The sequence below is a fragment of the Burkholderia sp. HI2500 genome (assembly GCF_002223055.1).
Taxonomy (GTDB): Bacteria; Pseudomonadota; Gammaproteobacteria; order Burkholderiales; family Burkholderiaceae; genus Burkholderia.
The window spans coordinates 2,366,604-2,382,298 of the sequence record NZ_NKFL01000006.1 but is presented as its reverse complement, the minus strand read 5'-3'; the positions used below and the strand labels follow the sequence as shown (position 1 = coordinate 2,382,298).

Annotated in this window: 13 protein-coding genes; 10 read left to right on the top strand and 3 right to left on the bottom strand. The window is 63.7% G+C overall.

Annotated features, from left to right (window positions below; genetic code table 11):
* Positions 1-50: 50 nt before the first annotated feature.
* From CFB45_RS28365 to CFB45_RS28355, 3 genes are all read right to left on the bottom strand, one after another.
* Positions 51-1,394, bottom strand: coding sequence for a virulence factor (locus tag CFB45_RS28365; RefSeq protein ID WP_089429184.1), 1,344 nt, complete (start codon positions 1,392-1,394; stop codon positions 51-53).
* A 134-nt stretch (positions 1,395-1,528) separates the two neighbouring features.
* Positions 1,529-3,841, bottom strand: coding sequence for a T6SS effector phospholipase Tle3 domain-containing protein (locus tag CFB45_RS28360; RefSeq protein ID WP_089428392.1), 2,313 nt, complete (start codon positions 3,839-3,841; stop codon positions 1,529-1,531).
* 19 nt (positions 3,842-3,860) lie between these two features.
* A complete protein-coding gene (locus CFB45_RS28355) occupies positions 3,861-6,623 on the bottom strand; it encodes a type VI secretion system Vgr family protein (protein ID WP_089428391.1) in 2,763 nt (920 codons plus the stop codon).
* A 511-nt stretch (positions 6,624-7,134) separates the two neighbouring features.
* Between CFB45_RS28355 and CFB45_RS28350 the strand changes: the two genes are divergently transcribed.
* The 10 genes from CFB45_RS28350 (at position 7,135) to CFB45_RS28310 (ending at position 15,524) form a co-directional block, all read left to right on the top strand.
* Positions 7,135-7,554 (top strand): hypothetical protein, encoded by a 420-nt coding sequence (locus tag CFB45_RS28350; protein WP_089428390.1) that lies wholly within the window; start codon positions 7,135-7,137, stop codon positions 7,552-7,554.
* A 548-nt stretch (positions 7,555-8,102) separates the two neighbouring features.
* On the top strand, positions 8,103-9,359 hold the full coding sequence (locus tag CFB45_RS28345) for an MFS transporter (protein ID WP_089428389.1): 1,257 nt from the start codon (positions 8,103-8,105) through the stop codon (positions 9,357-9,359).
* Positions 9,360-9,504: 145 nt separating this feature from the next.
* Positions 9,505-10,434: a LysR family transcriptional regulator gene (locus CFB45_RS28340; RefSeq protein ID WP_089428388.1), complete on the top strand. Its 930-nt coding sequence runs from the start codon at positions 9,505-9,507 to the stop codon at positions 10,432-10,434.
* A gap of 115 nt (positions 10,435-10,549) precedes the next feature.
* A complete protein-coding gene (locus CFB45_RS28335; RefSeq protein WP_089428387.1) occupies positions 10,550-11,044 on the top strand; it encodes a hydroxyquinol 1,2-dioxygenase in 495 nt (164 codons plus the stop codon).
* Between the two features lie 38 nt (positions 11,045-11,082).
* Complete coding sequence (locus tag CFB45_RS28330) at positions 11,083-12,102, top strand: hydroxyquinol 1,2-dioxygenase (protein ID WP_089428386.1); 1,020 nt, start codon at positions 11,083-11,085, stop codon at positions 12,100-12,102.
* Positions 12,103-12,153: 51 nt separating this feature from the next.
* Positions 12,154-13,620, top strand: a complete 1,467-nt coding sequence (locus CFB45_RS28325) for an aldehyde dehydrogenase family protein (protein WP_089428385.1) — start codon at positions 12,154-12,156, stop codon at positions 13,618-13,620.
* An 8-nt stretch (positions 13,621-13,628) separates the two neighbouring features.
* Positions 13,629-14,696, top strand: a complete 1,068-nt coding sequence (locus CFB45_RS28320; RefSeq protein WP_089428384.1) for a maleylacetate reductase — start codon at positions 13,629-13,631, stop codon at positions 14,694-14,696.
* Between the two features lie 28 nt (positions 14,697-14,724).
* Positions 14,725-14,868 carry a hypothetical protein gene (locus CFB45_RS38635; protein ID WP_254600266.1) on the top strand — a complete coding sequence of 48 codons (144 nt, stop codon included), beginning with the start codon at positions 14,725-14,727 and terminating at the stop codon, positions 14,866-14,868.
* Positions 14,869-14,873: 5 nt separating this feature from the next.
* Positions 14,874-15,185 carry a YciI family protein gene (locus CFB45_RS28315; protein WP_011356327.1) on the top strand — a complete coding sequence of 104 codons (312 nt, stop codon included), beginning with the start codon at positions 14,874-14,876 and terminating at the stop codon, positions 15,183-15,185.
* 3 nt (positions 15,186-15,188) lie between these two features.
* Complete coding sequence (locus tag CFB45_RS28310; RefSeq protein WP_089428383.1) at positions 15,189-15,524, top strand: Rieske (2Fe-2S) protein; 336 nt, start codon at positions 15,189-15,191, stop codon at positions 15,522-15,524.
* Positions 15,525-15,695 lie beyond the last annotated feature (171 nt).

Here is a 15,695-nt window from a genome sequence, read left to right as displayed (position 1 = left end):
TCGACGTGGCAGATACGTTCACATGTAACGCGCGGCCGCGCCGGTGCGCATCACCATGAATAGCCCTGCATGCCGTAATTGGTATCGTGCCGACGCCCCCACCACGGCAGGTAGGCGTTGTTTCCGCCGCGTGCGCGGAACCAGTCCTTGTCGGGATCGATCGGCGTGAGCTTCGACGGCGGCCGGACAACGACCGCGACGGGATGCTCGGGATCGGTCGTGCCGGCGACCAATGCGTTGCCGCCGAAGTGATTGATCCGGCCGATGGCGAGCGCGACGTCGGTCAATGCGCTGCCGGTTCCCATGTCGCCGAGTAGGGCGGTTGTGTTGAATGTCTGCTTGCGGTGGTCGTATTCGGGAAGGGTTTCGGTCAAGGTCTGTCCGAGCACCGCAAGACGTGCCGATGATGCGTCACTGCCTTTACCTGCGTCGTGAACGATGTAGTCGAGGTCGGCGGCCGCGATGCCGGCGTTGCGCGCCGCTTGGTCAATGGTCGCCTTCCACGCCTGCACGGCGCGGGTCGTGCCGACCTTCTTCGGAAAATCAAGCGTGTTACCGGTCGCGGCCTTGCTGATCCAGGCGAGTGGTTCACGCTCGGTGTTGAAGGTCGGGCCGGCGAGGAACAGCACGACGAGGTTCTCGTTGATCTGCGCGTCCGTGGGCGGGAAGTTGGGCGCGTCCCAGTTGATCGCCCATACGGTCTTGTCGGGGTTTTCCTGCAAGTAGTCCAGTGCCTTGTTCAGCGATGTAAAGCCTGCGTTCGCGCCGCCTTGGGTGATTTGCACGTCGGGGGGCGTGTCGCGGCTCCACATTTCTCGGAAATGCGGGTTGCCGATCGAGAATGACTTTCGAATTGAGTCGCGCAAGTAGCTTTGCGATTCAGCCGAATCAAGTCGATTCGGAATCGAAAGCTCAACATGAATTCCCGCCAATTCGCGCCACTCTCCTTTGTCGTTTGGTCCTACCGTGTAGAAATATTTTGGATTGGCGAAATAGCGTGAACGAATTATTAGAGGAAACTCGAACATGTACTTGCGATAGAAGCCTCTAAATGTTTCCTTGCCTCTGTTTCCGTATGCGATACCAGCTACCGATTGCAAGGTGGTAAACGACTTCGGATCAGTGCGAACCATATCGTCATTCTTGTTTGGAACGGCAAGTCCTTGCGTCCACAACAATTGCCATTGGGTGGGGTAGTCCATGCGTTGCAATGGATTCAACCAGATCAAGCCCACGACCTGTGCGACGAAGGGCTTCGCCGGTTCTTCGGCTGCCGGAGCTGCATTCTCTGCAGGCTGCTGGACAGGCCCGGCTTGTGCTGGGCGCATCAGTGCGGTGATGAATAGAAACACCATGAGTGCAGCGAGGCCGGGTACTACAATGAATCGTTTCATCCAATCTCCTATCTCCAAATGTGCCGGGTTGGGTTGTTCTACGTGCGCCATCAGCGAGGCCATGAGTACGGTTGCGATCAGCCAAGTCGAAACGGCGACGGCGACGCGTCGCGACCGTGTGACGATTAGAATTTTCAAATCACTCCCCCGACCTTCAGATAGAAATCGCCTTCACGTTCGTCCACAATCGCGTCGGGCATATTTCCTTCGCCTCTCACTATATGTACCCATTCCTGCACAGGCAGATTGTCAATTTCGCCGCGCGAGAAATATTCATAGTATTTTTTGTTCGAACTATCTTCTGGAATACCTTTGCCTATCCGCCAATCCGCCTCAATTCGCAAGTCATAGAGTTGCTCTGGCGTCAGATAGCAAACCCCGATCGCCACATCGTACGCAAGCGCCTTTTTCGCATGCTCCGGATTGGTCATCGTCGTGGAGTGATTCGTCGGGCTGTTGGTCGAGCCACGATCGAGCCAGTCGACAATCTGCTTGTCGCGCCATTCCTTGTAGCCCTCCGGCATTTCGCTCTTGCCGTCCTCGCCGATCACGTGGCCATCACCATCGAGCCATTCCGTATTCAGCGTGCGCCGGGCCTCCATCCGCATCAACGCGCGGTCCTCGTAACGCTGTCCGGCTTCGCTCTCTGCCGTGCCTTGCGCGACGCTGTCATTGTTCTTCGCCTCGTACTGATCGTAGGGATCGTCCGCGCGCTTGTCTGCCTCGCTCTTGCTTGCGTCGCGCCATGCGGCCGGCGGATCGTTGCCTTCGTTGAAGTCGCTGGTCGCATTGCCGTCCTTCGTTTCGATGGGCTTGCCGAACCGCAACGCCTTCGGCGGGAACGGTTCGTCGAGTGCCGGCGCGTCCGCCACCACGGTCCAGCCCTGCGGCGGATTGGCGTTCACGCGGAACATATTCAATGCCGAGCTGATCTGGGTCACGAAAAACATGATCGGCGCGGATGCAAGCGTGGCCGCTATCCCGAACACGGACTCGTTTCCCTTGAGCGCACCGATGAGGTTGAATTTGGCAGGTGGCGAAGGCGGATACCAGAATCCCGACGTCTTTCCCTTCTGTACATGCCGCCAGTCATCTTCCCAATACCGATATTTCTCCTGCACGCCGACGTGGAAGCCGGAGGCAAAGACGCGCTGCGTCAGCACGCCGGAGACGTTGATATCGTTCAGCTCGTTCTTGTCGATGCCACGCCAGCCGATGCCTTGAACCGTGATCGCCGAAATCACCTGGTCGTGCGGACAGCAATACGCGGTGACGCGACCATACGTCGATCCGTTCAGGCCGTGGCGTACCCGATCCTCTTGTGCCGCATAAGACCGCTTGCTGGTCGGCGATACCCGTTCGTTCGCCATGTCTTCATCGATCTTGTCTGCGGAAAGTTCATAGGCCTTCCGAGTGCCGATGATCGACAGGAACTTGCCGAACGTTTTCGTGCGGGCGGTGTAGGTCTGCCGCCCGCGACGACCGCTGCCGTCCCTGGTCGCGCGTTGCGACCAGGTATCCATGAACGTATCGGATGGATTCGGGCCGTCTGCGCGCGCAAGACTGTACGGTGCATTCGCCAGCACGTAGGCGTCGGCCACGCAATGCCCGCTACGTCCCCACGGATCTTCGACATCGGGTAGTGCATCGCCGAAGAAGGCTGCGGTAAGGCCCACGATGTTGCCCTGGCTATGGCACACGACGGTAATCGGCACGTCGGCCTGCATGCGGCGAATCGACTCGATCAACCTCGCAAGACGCAACGCCGCGAGCACGCCATACGCGCGGGGCGGCGCGCGATACAGCGGTCGATTGGTCGGGTTGATCCCCTGGACGGTCAACCACCCGGCCGCGCGGTCGTCGAGGCCGCCGTGCCAGAGATCGGGCAGGCTCGCGCAACCGTTCGTGAACGGGCCGCCGCCCCAGTAGTCCTTCTCGTTCAGAAAGATCTTGTCGCCATACTCTTTCAGCTCAGCGGCGGTCGCCCGATAGCCCCATCGGAAATGAACGACGGGAGAGAAGGACGGGTCGGATTTGATGTAGTTGCCGGACCAGAGCTTCGGATTCAGAAACCCGTCCGGCGTCACGCTTTCCGTGTACTTCGCGGGCACCAGTTGCCCGGCCTCGATGCCGCGATACTTGAGTTGATCGTCCAGCCGCCCGAGCCGGCGATTCAGGCCAGCGCACAGCCCCTGCTCGGCGGCTTCGAACCATTCGCCTTCGGAGTTCACCCCATGCACGAAGATGACGATACCGGGCAACGGCATTTGCTTGAGGCAGATCAGGCGGGTGTCTTTCGTCCACATCGAGACCCCGTCGCTCCGGCCGACGACGATCTGAGGCGGCTCAGGACGCGACGCAGCCGCGTCGGGCACATCGGTCTTCGCGGCGTGCTGATTGGTGCGGGTGTCCTCTTCCGGTCGAGGATCGAGAGATGAGTCGTTCATCCGGACTCCTGCGCTTTCGTTAAACATTCTTCTTGGTGAACTTCACCGCCAGCCTCTCGAACCGGTCGGTATCGACGGCCGGCAGTTCCCCTGCCGTGTCGGTCGTCAAACTCGACAGCGTTCCCGATGCCTTGCGTACCTGTCCGTCGAACCCCGGTGCGGCGTTACCGTCCGTTGGACGAATCAGCTTCGGGACGCGGCCGAGCGGACGTTGATCGAATGTCGGCAAGTCGACGCTCATGCTTGCGGGGCCATCCCAGGCATGACCGTCCGATTTCACGGTGAACTTGCCAGGGCATCCCAGTTCGATATCGCCGCCATGCAGCCTGAGATACGCGCCGCCGGACGTGACGAATACGACTTCGTCGCTTGCCGTGCCGGCAAGCTTGCCGTCGGCCGCAGTCAACCGGATGTTTTTGCCGGACTCGATTTGCGTGTCGCCGTTCTGCGATTGAAGCGCGACTTTCCCCTGATGCGCGATCGCCGATACGCCGTTGCCGTGCGCGAACATCGCGACGCCGTGTCCTGCATGCAGATTGATTCGCTCGCCGCTCGTGATCTGCATGTGTTGCTGCGCAATCTGATCGATGTTCTCGCCCGCATACATGACGTGCGTTTTCGGCGTGACGTTCAGCGACCCCGCTTGCGCGCCGAACGCCATGAATGCGGAGGCTTCACTTGCCGCGCCCGCTTCCGATCCGTCGGGTTTCCAGTGACGGAATGCGTTGGCGAGATTGTCCTGGCCGGCCGTGTCGGCGGATTGCCCACCATGCTGGCCGGCATAATCACCGAGCGACTTGAACAACTCCGTGCATTGGTCGAGCAAGTGAATCAGCTCATCGCGGTCGAGCTGACCGCCGGTCGCGTGCGACCGCGCATAGGTCGTCAACAGCATGCCTTGGGCGGCGCGCAACGCCGCAGCGGCGTCGGTGCGCAGTTCCGCGCCTTCACCCCGGTCGCTCCCGTGTCCGTCCTTGCGCGGCTGCGTCAGGTAGCCGAGATTCAACTGGGTATGCGCATGTTCGCTTGCCAACTGCGCTGAGATTTGTGACGGCGTGTCGTCCAGTCGAAGCTGGTTGTGCCGGCGGCCCCTGATTTCCCGCGTCTTGATCCCGGACACGTAGCGGTTGCCCGGAAGCCCGCCGGTATGGCTGAAAGTCGCGGGCGGATTCGCGCCGTTGCTCAACACGCCGATGATCACCAGACGGTCGGGATCGCCCGACAGGTTCCCCAGCAAGACCTCCATGCCGACACGCGGCAGGAACAGCGCGCCGAAGCATTCGCCCGCGAGACTTGCCGCGACGCGAATCGGCGCGCTGTCACCGGCCAGGCCGTTCGTGCCGGCGCCTTGCGCGTGCGCATGGTCCGCCGGGTCCAGCCCATGAATCTGCACACGCACGCGGCCGGCCTTGTCGCAAAACACCTCTTCGCCCTGCGTGCCGACGATCGTCCCGGTCAGCAGGTGAACCGGCGGCACGTCGATCGCCGGATCGTAGGCCGGCTTCAGCGGCACGCCCCGTTGCACGCACGTGAAACTGTTCTCGTAGCGCGTGTCCGTTGATCCCGATGCATCGGGCGGCGGGGCGGTTGGCGTCAGATTGCGGCTTGCCGCGAACAGCCCGCTCGCGCGACCCGACAAGCCTGTCGGCAGGTTGTTCCAGATGACGTGTCGAATCGACGTGACGACGAACCGACGGCGATCGATCGACTTCATATCCAGTTCGGGATCGCCCGCCAGCGTGAACCCGTGTCCCACCAGCATGTCGCGCACGGTGCCGATGCCGTCGAAGTGCGCGGCTTCGAACTGATGGGCCAGCATCCGGTCTTGCGCGATGCGCGCGTGATCGTTCCACGAGTCGCCGACGTGCGGGATGTCGATCGCGACGTCGGTCAGCAGGCGCGCAAGGTCGTTCCCCGACTCGCCCTGGCCGATGCCGGTGACGGCCTCGAAGTCGTCCATACGAGCGGTCTTGTAATCCCACGACGGGCGGCGGACCTTGCCGGGCGACAGGCTCTGGTCGTACGCAAAGAGGGTGACGGTGTCACGTTGCTCGGCGCCGGCGTCGCGCGGGTGAAGGCGTACGATACCGGCCGGCGCGTCCGGCAGACGATGCGGATCGTCGCAGAACACGAGCGTGTGAATCGGCCGCTCATCGGTCACGCTGCGCCTTCCGTCGACTGGCGCGGCCGTCGCGAAGACCGTGATGCCTTCCCGGCGTAGCAGCCGCCGGATGAAGCGGGCGTCGGATTCGTTGACTTGCCGCGTCAGCTCGCGTGCCGGATACCGATCGGCCTGCAACGTCGACAGGTCGAAATCGAACGCTCGCGCGAGTGCGGGGCTACGCTGTTTCCACTCGTTCATCAGCGTCGCCAGAATCTCCGGCACGCTGCGCGAGCGGAACAGGCGAGCGTTCGTGCGACGATCCATCAGCGACAGGGCATCGCATACATGCAGCTGATACACGGTGAGTTCGCCGTCGGATTGACCGGTTCGCACTTCGTGCACGATCGCGTTGATGGCCCGGATGTTGCCCCGATCGGTCGTCAGCCGGACCGATACGGGCAAACCAAGAAACAGCGAAGGCGGCAGGTGATCGTAGGTCGACACGCAGGTCAGTTGCCCTTCGATGCCCGACATCAGCCCTTCGCGGATATTGGCGTGATGGAGCGCCAGCAGATGGCCGACCGCGCGTTGCGCCCGCCCGAAATGGAGATCGACCGGCCGCTTGTTCCCGACGGCCAGACCGGACGCAAAATCCCGGAATGCTTTTGTTATCGACATCACTACGATCTCATGATTTATGTTCTTGATTCGTATTGGTTCGAACGGGTCTCTCAGTGCAATAAACGAATGTGCTCGGAAATGTGTGGGGGAGAATATCAATCTCGCAGTGAATATGAAATGAATTTTTATTTTTATATAACGTTTTAGTGTTGGTGAAACGGTATTTGACGTTTTTGATGATTGTTTTATTTAACGGAGGTCTTGCTTCGAGGCGTGTTGGTCGTGACTGGAGGCGGGTGTGGTAATCGGTTGGGAGCATTTCTTGTTGTTCTAATCGAAGCCGGATTATTCAAATATAGTATTTGTCTTATATCGAATGAATCGCGCCGTGTTGCGGCATCCGAAAAGATGCGACTAGGATCGCGCTCGTATGGCCCGGGTGCGGTGGTGTGTTCCAGCGTTGGGTCGTTCGCTGCCTGCCGTCCGTGGGCGGCTTTTTTTGCATGGCTCGCTATAGGTCGCCTGCATGGAGCCGGAAAGTCATTCGCGAGCCGAAACAGGAGGCGTGATGAGTTCGAAAGAGAAGGAAGCGTTGCTGTTCGCCGACGATACGCAGTACGACGACCCGCGCATGCGGGTGGCTGTCAACAGCGATACGGAAATGCACGTCAGTTTGGGCCGACACGGGTGTGCCCAACTGCAAGCCGATGGTGTGGTCGCATTCGAGCCGACCCTTCCCGTAACTGACATTCGCGCGAACATTCTGGAACTCGCGTCATTCGCCGTCACGTTCGAGGACGGCAAGCGCGTCACCCGCGGGACGTATGCGGACGGGACGAGCTTCGTCGTGTCGATTGATCTGAGCACGGGCGCGTTGAGTGCGTCCGGACACGAGGTCATCACGATCGTGGCGACCGGTGGCGACCGATCCCATGCGGTCCTGACGTATTTGCCAAAGGTCAACCAGATTCGCAAGAAAACGCATTAGGCCCGCGGCCGGATGGCGTGACGAGTGATCCCGCCATCGTTCGCTTCTTTCGGGCGCGGCCGTTTCCATAGCTGAAAAGCTCGCCTGCAAGGGGTTTGGCCCCGATTGCGCTTCGAGCGATACAGGGTGAATCGCACCCTCTACCGGCTTGACGAGACCTCTGCCCAGCCTGTCGGATGGTGTTGCATGGCCCGCGTGAGCGGGCCAAGCGTAGGCGTTCGCGATGTCTATGAGGGATTCCCCCGCCACGTACGAGCGAGCGCCACGTCTATCTTGCGCGCACCCTCTCCACGCCCTTCCGCCGCCCCTTTCTGCCCACACCGCCCGATTATTTGCGTTTCGCGAATGGCGCGTTCGCCGGTTGTTCCATACCCGATTGGCGGCCGTGCACCTATCGTGGTGACGTCGGCTGATTGAACCCAACGCGTCGCACCCGAACGCCGGCCGGCACTTCCTCGCGATTCGCGTCGCACACAAAAGACATCGGACCGGGCTCATGCGCAGGCGCTGCGGCGCGCGCAGGCGAACCTGTGTCCACGGAGACGGACATGAAAGCAAACGAGTGGGATACCTCATACGAATGGAAGGCGGTCACGCTGCTGGCGCTCGGCTTCGGGCTGGTCGGCCTCGATCGCTGGCTGATTGCACCGCTGTTCCCTTCGATCATGAAGGACCTCAACCTGAACGCGCAGGACGTCGGCAACTGCATCGGCGTGCTCGGCCTGTCGTGGGGCATCTTCGCGGCGCTGATGGGCGGCATCTCCGACAAGATCGGCCGCCGCAAGGTGCTGATTCCGGCCATCATCGCGTTCTCGCTGCTGTCGGGCTTCTCGGGGCTCGCGGGTGGCCTGCTCGGGCTGATGGCGATTCGCGGCCTGATGGGCGTCGCGGAGGGCTCGTTCTGCCCGACGAGCTTCGCCGCGACGGCCGACGCATCACATCCGCGGCGGCGCGGGCTGAACCTCGGCCTGCAGCAAAGCGGCTTCGCGCTGTTCGGGCTCGCGCTGTCGCCGATCATCGCGACGCAGCTGCTCGGCTTCGTGTCGTGGCGCTGGGTCTTTGCGCTCGTCGCCGTGCCCGGCCTGATCCTCGGCGCGATCATGTTCTTCGTGATCCGCGAGCCGAAGGTCACGAAGGCCGTCGCGTCGGAGCATGCGCCGGCGTCGCTCGGCCATGTGCTCAAGAGCCGCAACATCCTCGTGGCGATGGCCGCCTTGTGCTGCGCGATGACCGGCGTATTCGTGCTCGGCGCGCTGTTGCCGCTGTACCTGACCGACTACCTGGCGCTCGGCACGCAGAAGATGGGCCTCGTCGTGTCGGCGATCGGTTTCGGCGGTTTTCTCGGGCAATTCGGGTTGCCGGGCCTGTCCGACCTGGTTGGCCGCCGCCTCGCGAGCATCGTCGGCTTCGCGGGAACGGCCGTGATGCTCTATATCTTCCGCGGCCTCGGCCCGCAGCCGCTCGCCCTGTTCGGCGTGCTGTTCGTTGCGTCGTTCTTCACGCTCGGGCTGGTGTCGCTGCTGTCCGGCCCGGTGGCGACCGAGGCCGCGCCCATCGGGCTCGTGTCGACGTCGATCGGCGTGGTGGTCGGGGTCGGCGAGATCTTCGGCGGCGGCATCGCGCCGGCGATGGGCGGCTACGTCGCCGCACACTTTGGCATCCAGAACATTCTGTGGCTGCCGATGTGCGCGGTCATGCTGGGCATCGTGGTCAGCCTGCTGCTGAAGGAAACCGCGCCGGCCGTGCTGCAACGTCGCATGGCGGCCGTGCAACCGGAACTGGCAGCGGGCGAGCAATCGCGGTAAGGCCATGGGCGGGCTGGGCGGTGCGTGCGGGCCGGCGTCATCGACGATTGACATCGATTGGGTGACAGAGTGACGCCTCCCGCATGACACAGCCCGTGATCCGCACGGGTAGACTGCCGGTTTCGCTGTCGAAAAAAGGCGCGGTATGGACCGGTTCCTGAGCATCGAGGCATTCGTCCGGGTGGCGGAGGCGAGCAGCTTCGCCGAGGCGGCGCGGCAGCTTGGCGTGACCAGCTCGGTCGTGACGAACCGCATCCAGCAGCTCGAGAAGTTCGTCAACGCGCCGCTGTTCCATCGCAGCACGCGCCACGTGCGCCTGTCCGAAGTGGGCGAGGCGTTTTATCGCGAATGCGCGGAGGTGGTGGGGCGCGTCAACGAGCTGACCGACCAGATGCGCGAGCTGCGCGCGACCCCGACCGGACGGCTGCGCATCCAGATGCTGCCCGGTTTCGCGCTCGATCACTTCGGCGCGCCGCTGGTGGAGTTCAACCGGCGCTACCCGGGCATCCAGCTCGACGTCATCGTCAATGACCGTGTCGTGGACCCTGTCGAAGAAGGGTTCGACATCGCGTTCCAGATCTTTCCGCCGATCTCCGAGTCGCTGATCGAACGGCGGCTGTTCACCGTCAAGCGCCTCTTCTGCGCGTCGCCAGCGTACCTCGACGCGCATGGTGCGCCACAACATCCGCGCGATTTGCTGCAGCACACCACCGCGCTCTATTCGGGCTATCCGTCGCGCAACCGCTGGACGATGACGCGCGGCGACGAGGTCGTCGAAATGGAGCTGCCGGGCATGATCCGCTCGAACTCCGTGCACCTGTTGCGCGAGTACGCGCTGTCCGGTGGCGGCGTCGTGTGCCTGCCGACGCTCGTGGCGAGCGAGGCGCTCGTCGCGGGCCGGCTGGTGCCGATCCTGACCGACTTTCAGCTCGCGCCGCTGAGCTTTGCCGCGGTTTATCCCGCAACGCAGCGACAGGCGTTGAAAGTGAAGGCGCTGGTCGAGTTCCTCGCGGAAACCATCGGCGACGAATCGCCGTGGGATCGCCCCCTTCTGGAGCGTGGCTGGGTGCGTTGAAGCGCGCGGATTATTCGCGAAACGCAAATGCCGTAGTCGCCGTCCCGTGCCTTGTTGCGGTGGTCCCTTGCCCCTAGAGTGGAATCCAACAAGCGGTTCAACTCAGGAGACAGAAATGACCGACACGGCATTCCACACCGTCTTTGGCTCGCTCGACAGTTACAAGAAAGGCGAGATCGAAATCACGAGCGGCAGCGCTCAACACTACGCGTTCTCGAATGTCTTCGAGGTCGCATCGAAGTCGGCCCCTTATGAAAAGGTCGTCGCCGGCAAGAACCTCGAATACGTGATCGAAGTGCTGCGGACCGACGGCCAGTCGCCGTGGTTCGCGTGCGCGCACGACGAGTTCGTGATCCAGATGGATGGCGAAGTCCGGATCGAATTCATCAAGCTCGATACGCCGCCGCAATCGGGCCGCGGCACCGTGAACGCCGGCACGCAACCGGCCGGCCGCAAGATGGGCTACGTCGTATTGCGCCAGGGCCATCAGGCGCTGCTGCCGGCCGGCTGTGCATACCGCTTCACCGCCGGCAAGCCGGGCGTCGCACTCGTGCAGACCATCCTGGGCGAGCTGTCCGTGGAGAAGTGGGCCGACATCTGCCTGCACTGATTCGTCTGACCTCATTCGACACTTCCAGGAGACACGTTATGGCCACTCTCGACACCCTCGATACCTCCGCAGGCTTCGCCGCCGATCTGGTGCAAGCCACCGAAGCCGATGCCGTCACCGGCTACCGCCGCTTCCAGCTCGGCGCATTCGAATTCCAGCGCGACGAATATTTCGTGAAGATCAGCTGGCCCGCGAAAGGCCAGACCCGCACGCACGCGATGCCGGCGGACGCGTTCCTGCGCGCGATGATGCGCGACGTGGCATGGGGCTTCTTCTACGGCTGGGTGAACTTCGATCACGTGTTCGGCACGCGCAACCACTACGGCAAGGTGGACATGTATGCGGGCACCTTCAACGGCATCCTGAAGGACGCCGGCGTGGACTACACCGAGACCTTCGACACGCCCACGATCATGGCGACCTTCAAGGCGATGCTGCACGACTGGACGAACGAAGGCTTCGATCCGTTCGCGGCGCCCGAGGAAACCGGCACCGCGTTCGGGCGCAAGCACGGCGAGAACGGCTCGGCGATCGAGCGCACGCGGATCGCGACGCGCCGCATGCCGGGCCTCGAAGGCGATTCGCCGCTGCGCGACGACCTGCCGGTCAACCGCGCGTTCCTCGACGTCGCGCAGGACGAGCCGGAAGTGCACGTCGAGCCGGGCTTCGAAGGCGAGCTGCACGCATTCAACCTGTTCAAGTATCTGTCGCGTTCGGACGTGACGTGGAATCCGTCGGTCACGTCGGTGTGCGGGCGCAGCCTGTTCTGCCCGACCACCGAGGAATTCATCCTGCCGGTGTTCCATGGCAACGACCGCGTCGAATGGTTCCTGCAACTATCCGACGAAATCGTGTGGGACATCGGCGACAAGAACACCGGCGCGCCGCGCGCCCGCGTGACGATGCGCGCCGGCGACATCTGCGCGATGCCCGCCGACATCCGGCATCAGGGCTACTCCACGAAGCGGTCGATGCTGCTGGTCTGGGAAAACGCGACACCGAACCTGCCGCAGCGCTACGAGAGCGGCGAGCTCGCGCCGTATCCGATCGCGTTCTGAGCGGCGCGTCGGTTTCCGCTTGCGCTTCACGCCATACACCGAGGACGATTCATGCAAACCCAACTCTTCATCGACGGGCGCTTCGTTGACGCCGTCGACCGCGGCACGATCGACGTGCTGAACCCGCACGACGGCTCCGTCATCACGAAGATCGCGGCCGCTACCGCGGCGGACGTCGACCTGGCCGTCGAAGCCGCGACGCGCGCGTTCCCCAAATGGTCGGCGCTGCCGGCCGCCGAACGCGGCCGGTTGCTGCTGCGCCTGGCTGATGCGATCGAAGCCAACGCGGAGGAGCTGGCGCAACTCGAATCGCTGGACACCGGCCACCCGATCCGCGATTCGCGTGCGCTCGACGTGCCGCGCACGGCCGCGTGCTTCCGCTACTTCGGCGGCATGGCCGACAAGCTGCAAGGCTCGGTGATTCCTGTCGAGACCGGCTTCCTGAACTACGTGCAGCGCGCGCCGATCGGTGTCGTCGGCCAGATCGTGCCGTGGAATTTTCCGCTGATGTTCACGAGCTGGAAGATGGGCCCGGCGCTCGCGGCCGGCAACACGGTGGTGCTCAAGCCTTCGGAAATCACGCCGCTGTCGACGCTGCGCATCGTCGAGCTGATGGCCGAGGTCGGGTTTCCGGCGGGTGTCGTCAACATCGTCCCCGGCTATGGGCATACGGCGGGCCAGCGGCTCGCCGAACATCCGGGCGTCGGCAAGATCGCGTTCACCGGATCGACGGCCACCGGCCGCCGGATCGTCGAAGCGTCGCAGGGCAACCTGAAGCGCGTGCAGCTCGAACTGGGCGGCAAGGGCGCCAACATCGTGTTCGACGATGCCGATCTCGACGCGGCCATCAACGGCGCCGCGTGGGCGATCTTCCACAACCAGGGGCAGGCGTGCATCGCCGGCTCGCGTCTCGTGCTGCACGAACGCATCGCCGATGCGTTTCTCGAGCGCTTCGTGGCGCTCGCATCGTCGATCCGGATCGGCAACCCGCTCGATGCGAACACCGAGATGGGGCCGCTCACGTCGAAGCAGCACCTCGATCGTGTGCTGGCGTTCGTCGATGTCGCGCGCGAGCAGGGCGGCCGTGTGCTCACCGGCGGCAGCGCGCCGCAGGACCCCGCGCTCGCCAACGGCTACTACGTGCGCCCGACGGTCATCGAGGCGAAAAGCGCGACCGATCGTATCGCACAGGAAGAAGTGTTCGGCCCGTTCGTCACGGTGCTGCGCTTCGGCAGCGACGACGAAGCACTGGCCATTGCGAACGCAACCGAATACGGGCTGGGCAGCGGCCTGTGGACGAAGGATCTCTCGCGCGCACACAAGATGGCGTCGCAGATCAACGCGGGCATGTGCTGGATCAACTGCTACAAGCGCGTCAATCCGGGCAGCCCGTTCGGCGGCGTCGGCCAGTCGGGCTACGGCCGCGAGATGGGCTTCGAGGCGATGCACGACTATACCGAGGCGCGGTCGGTGTGGGTCAACGTCGACGGCAACGTGCCGCCGCACTTCAAGCGCTGAGGTTCGCCATGGATCGCTTCGTCTATCAGGGCACCCCGTCCCGCGTGGTATTCGAATGGGGCGCGCTCGACAGGCTGCCGGACGAGCTGTCGACGCTCGGCGCCCGCCGCGCGCTGATCCTGTCGACGCCCGAGCAGCGGCCGCTCGCCGAGCGCGTGGCGGCGATCCTGGGCGAGCGTGCGGCCGGCATCTGCGCGCAGGCGGTCATGCACGTGCCGATCGAGGTCGCGCATGCGGCGCGCGAGATGGCTGGCGAACTGGAAGCGGACTGCTGCGTGGCGATCGGCGGCGGGTCGACGATCGGGCTGGGCAAGGCGATTGCGCTCGAATCGGTGCTGCCGATCCTGGCCGTGCCGACGACGTACGCCGGCTCGGAGATGACGCCGATCTTCGGGCTCACGGAAGGCCGTCTGAAGCGCACCGGGCGCGACGCGCGCGTGTTGCCGCGGACGGTGCTCTACGACCCGTCGCTGACGTTGTCGCTGCCGCCGGACATTTCCGCGGCATCGGGCATCAATGCGATGGCGCATGCCGTCGAGGCGCTGTACGCGGAAGACGCGAATCCGGTGATCAGCCTGATGGCGGAAGAATCGATCCGCGCGCTCGGCGAAGCGCTGCCCGTGGTCGTGCGCGATCCGGCGAACCGCGACGCGCGCAGCCGCGCGCTGTACGGCGCGTGGCTCGCGGGTACCTGCCTGGGCGCGGTCGGCATGGCGCTGCATCACAAGCTGTGCCACACGCTCGGCGGCACCTTCAACCTGCCGCACGCGCAGACGCATGCGGCGATGCTGCCGCATACCGCGCACTACAACCACGCAGCCGCGCCCGATGCGCTGCGCCGCGTGGCGCGCGCGCTGGGCGGGAACGACGCAGCCGAAGCGGGCCCGCTGCTGTTCGCGCTGAACGCGCGGCTCGGCATCGCGCCGGCGCTGGCCGACCTCGGGATGCCGGAGGCCGGCCTCGACGAAGCGGCCGACTTCGCATGCCGCAACCCGTATGTGAATCCGCGGCCGATCGAACGCGACGCGATTCGCGCGCTGCTTCAGCGTGCATGGGAAGGGTGCGCGCCGCAGTGAGCGGCCGGATACGCCAACGGAGACAACCATGAGCCTTGACCACCATGACGGTGACACCACGCTGGCCGAGCCGGCCGTCGCCCGCTTCGACGGCATGCCGGGGCCGCGCTTGCGTGCGCTGATGCAGCGCCGTGTGCGGCATCTGCATGCGTTCGTCCTCGATCGGAGCTGACCGCCATGGCAAGATTTTTTGCGGTGTTTGCGACGGACCAGCCGGGCATGCGCGACGTGCGCGATCGCGTGCGGCCGATTCACCGGACTTACCTGCGCTCGGCCGACCAGCACGGCGTGGTGGTGCGGCTCGGCGGCCCGACGCTGGACCCGCACGGCGACGCGATGAACGGCACGCTGCTCGTCGTGGAGGCGGACGACATTCAGGCGGTGATGCAGTTCATCGGCAACGACCCGTACGTGAAGGAAGGGTTGTTCTCGCACGTGGAGGTGCGGCCGTGGGACTGGAGCCTCGGCAACCCCGAGCACAGAGTGTGAATCATGGACGCACGACAACTCTGCCGGTTTTACGACGTGCCCGACGGCGGCGCGCGGGTCGTCGACGAAGCATGCATCGGGCGCCCTGTGATCGTCGTGAGACGCGGTGAGCAGGTGTGGGCTTATGTGAATCGTTGCCCGCACTTTTCGGTGCCGCTCGATTTCGTGCCGGGTAGCGTTTCGTGCTATCGGTCGCAGGTGCTGATGTGCGCCCATCACAGCGCGCTGTTCCGGTTCGACGATGGCTTGTGTATCGACGGGCCGTGCTCGGGTTCGGCGCTGGAGGCTGTGGCGGTGGAGGTGGATGCTGCCGCGTGGGTCGTCTATCGAGGCGCTTGATTCCGGTGTTTTGATGAAGGGCGAGCAGGGCCGTTCAATGTGACGGCCATCGTGTTTGTCGATCAGTAAAGCTAATCATATTTCAGGTGTCTGGTAATCGATACCTGAACGACATCGATTCCTTGTGCAGCAACGAGCGAGCACCCGCCACATAGCAGGTGGTGGCCTCGC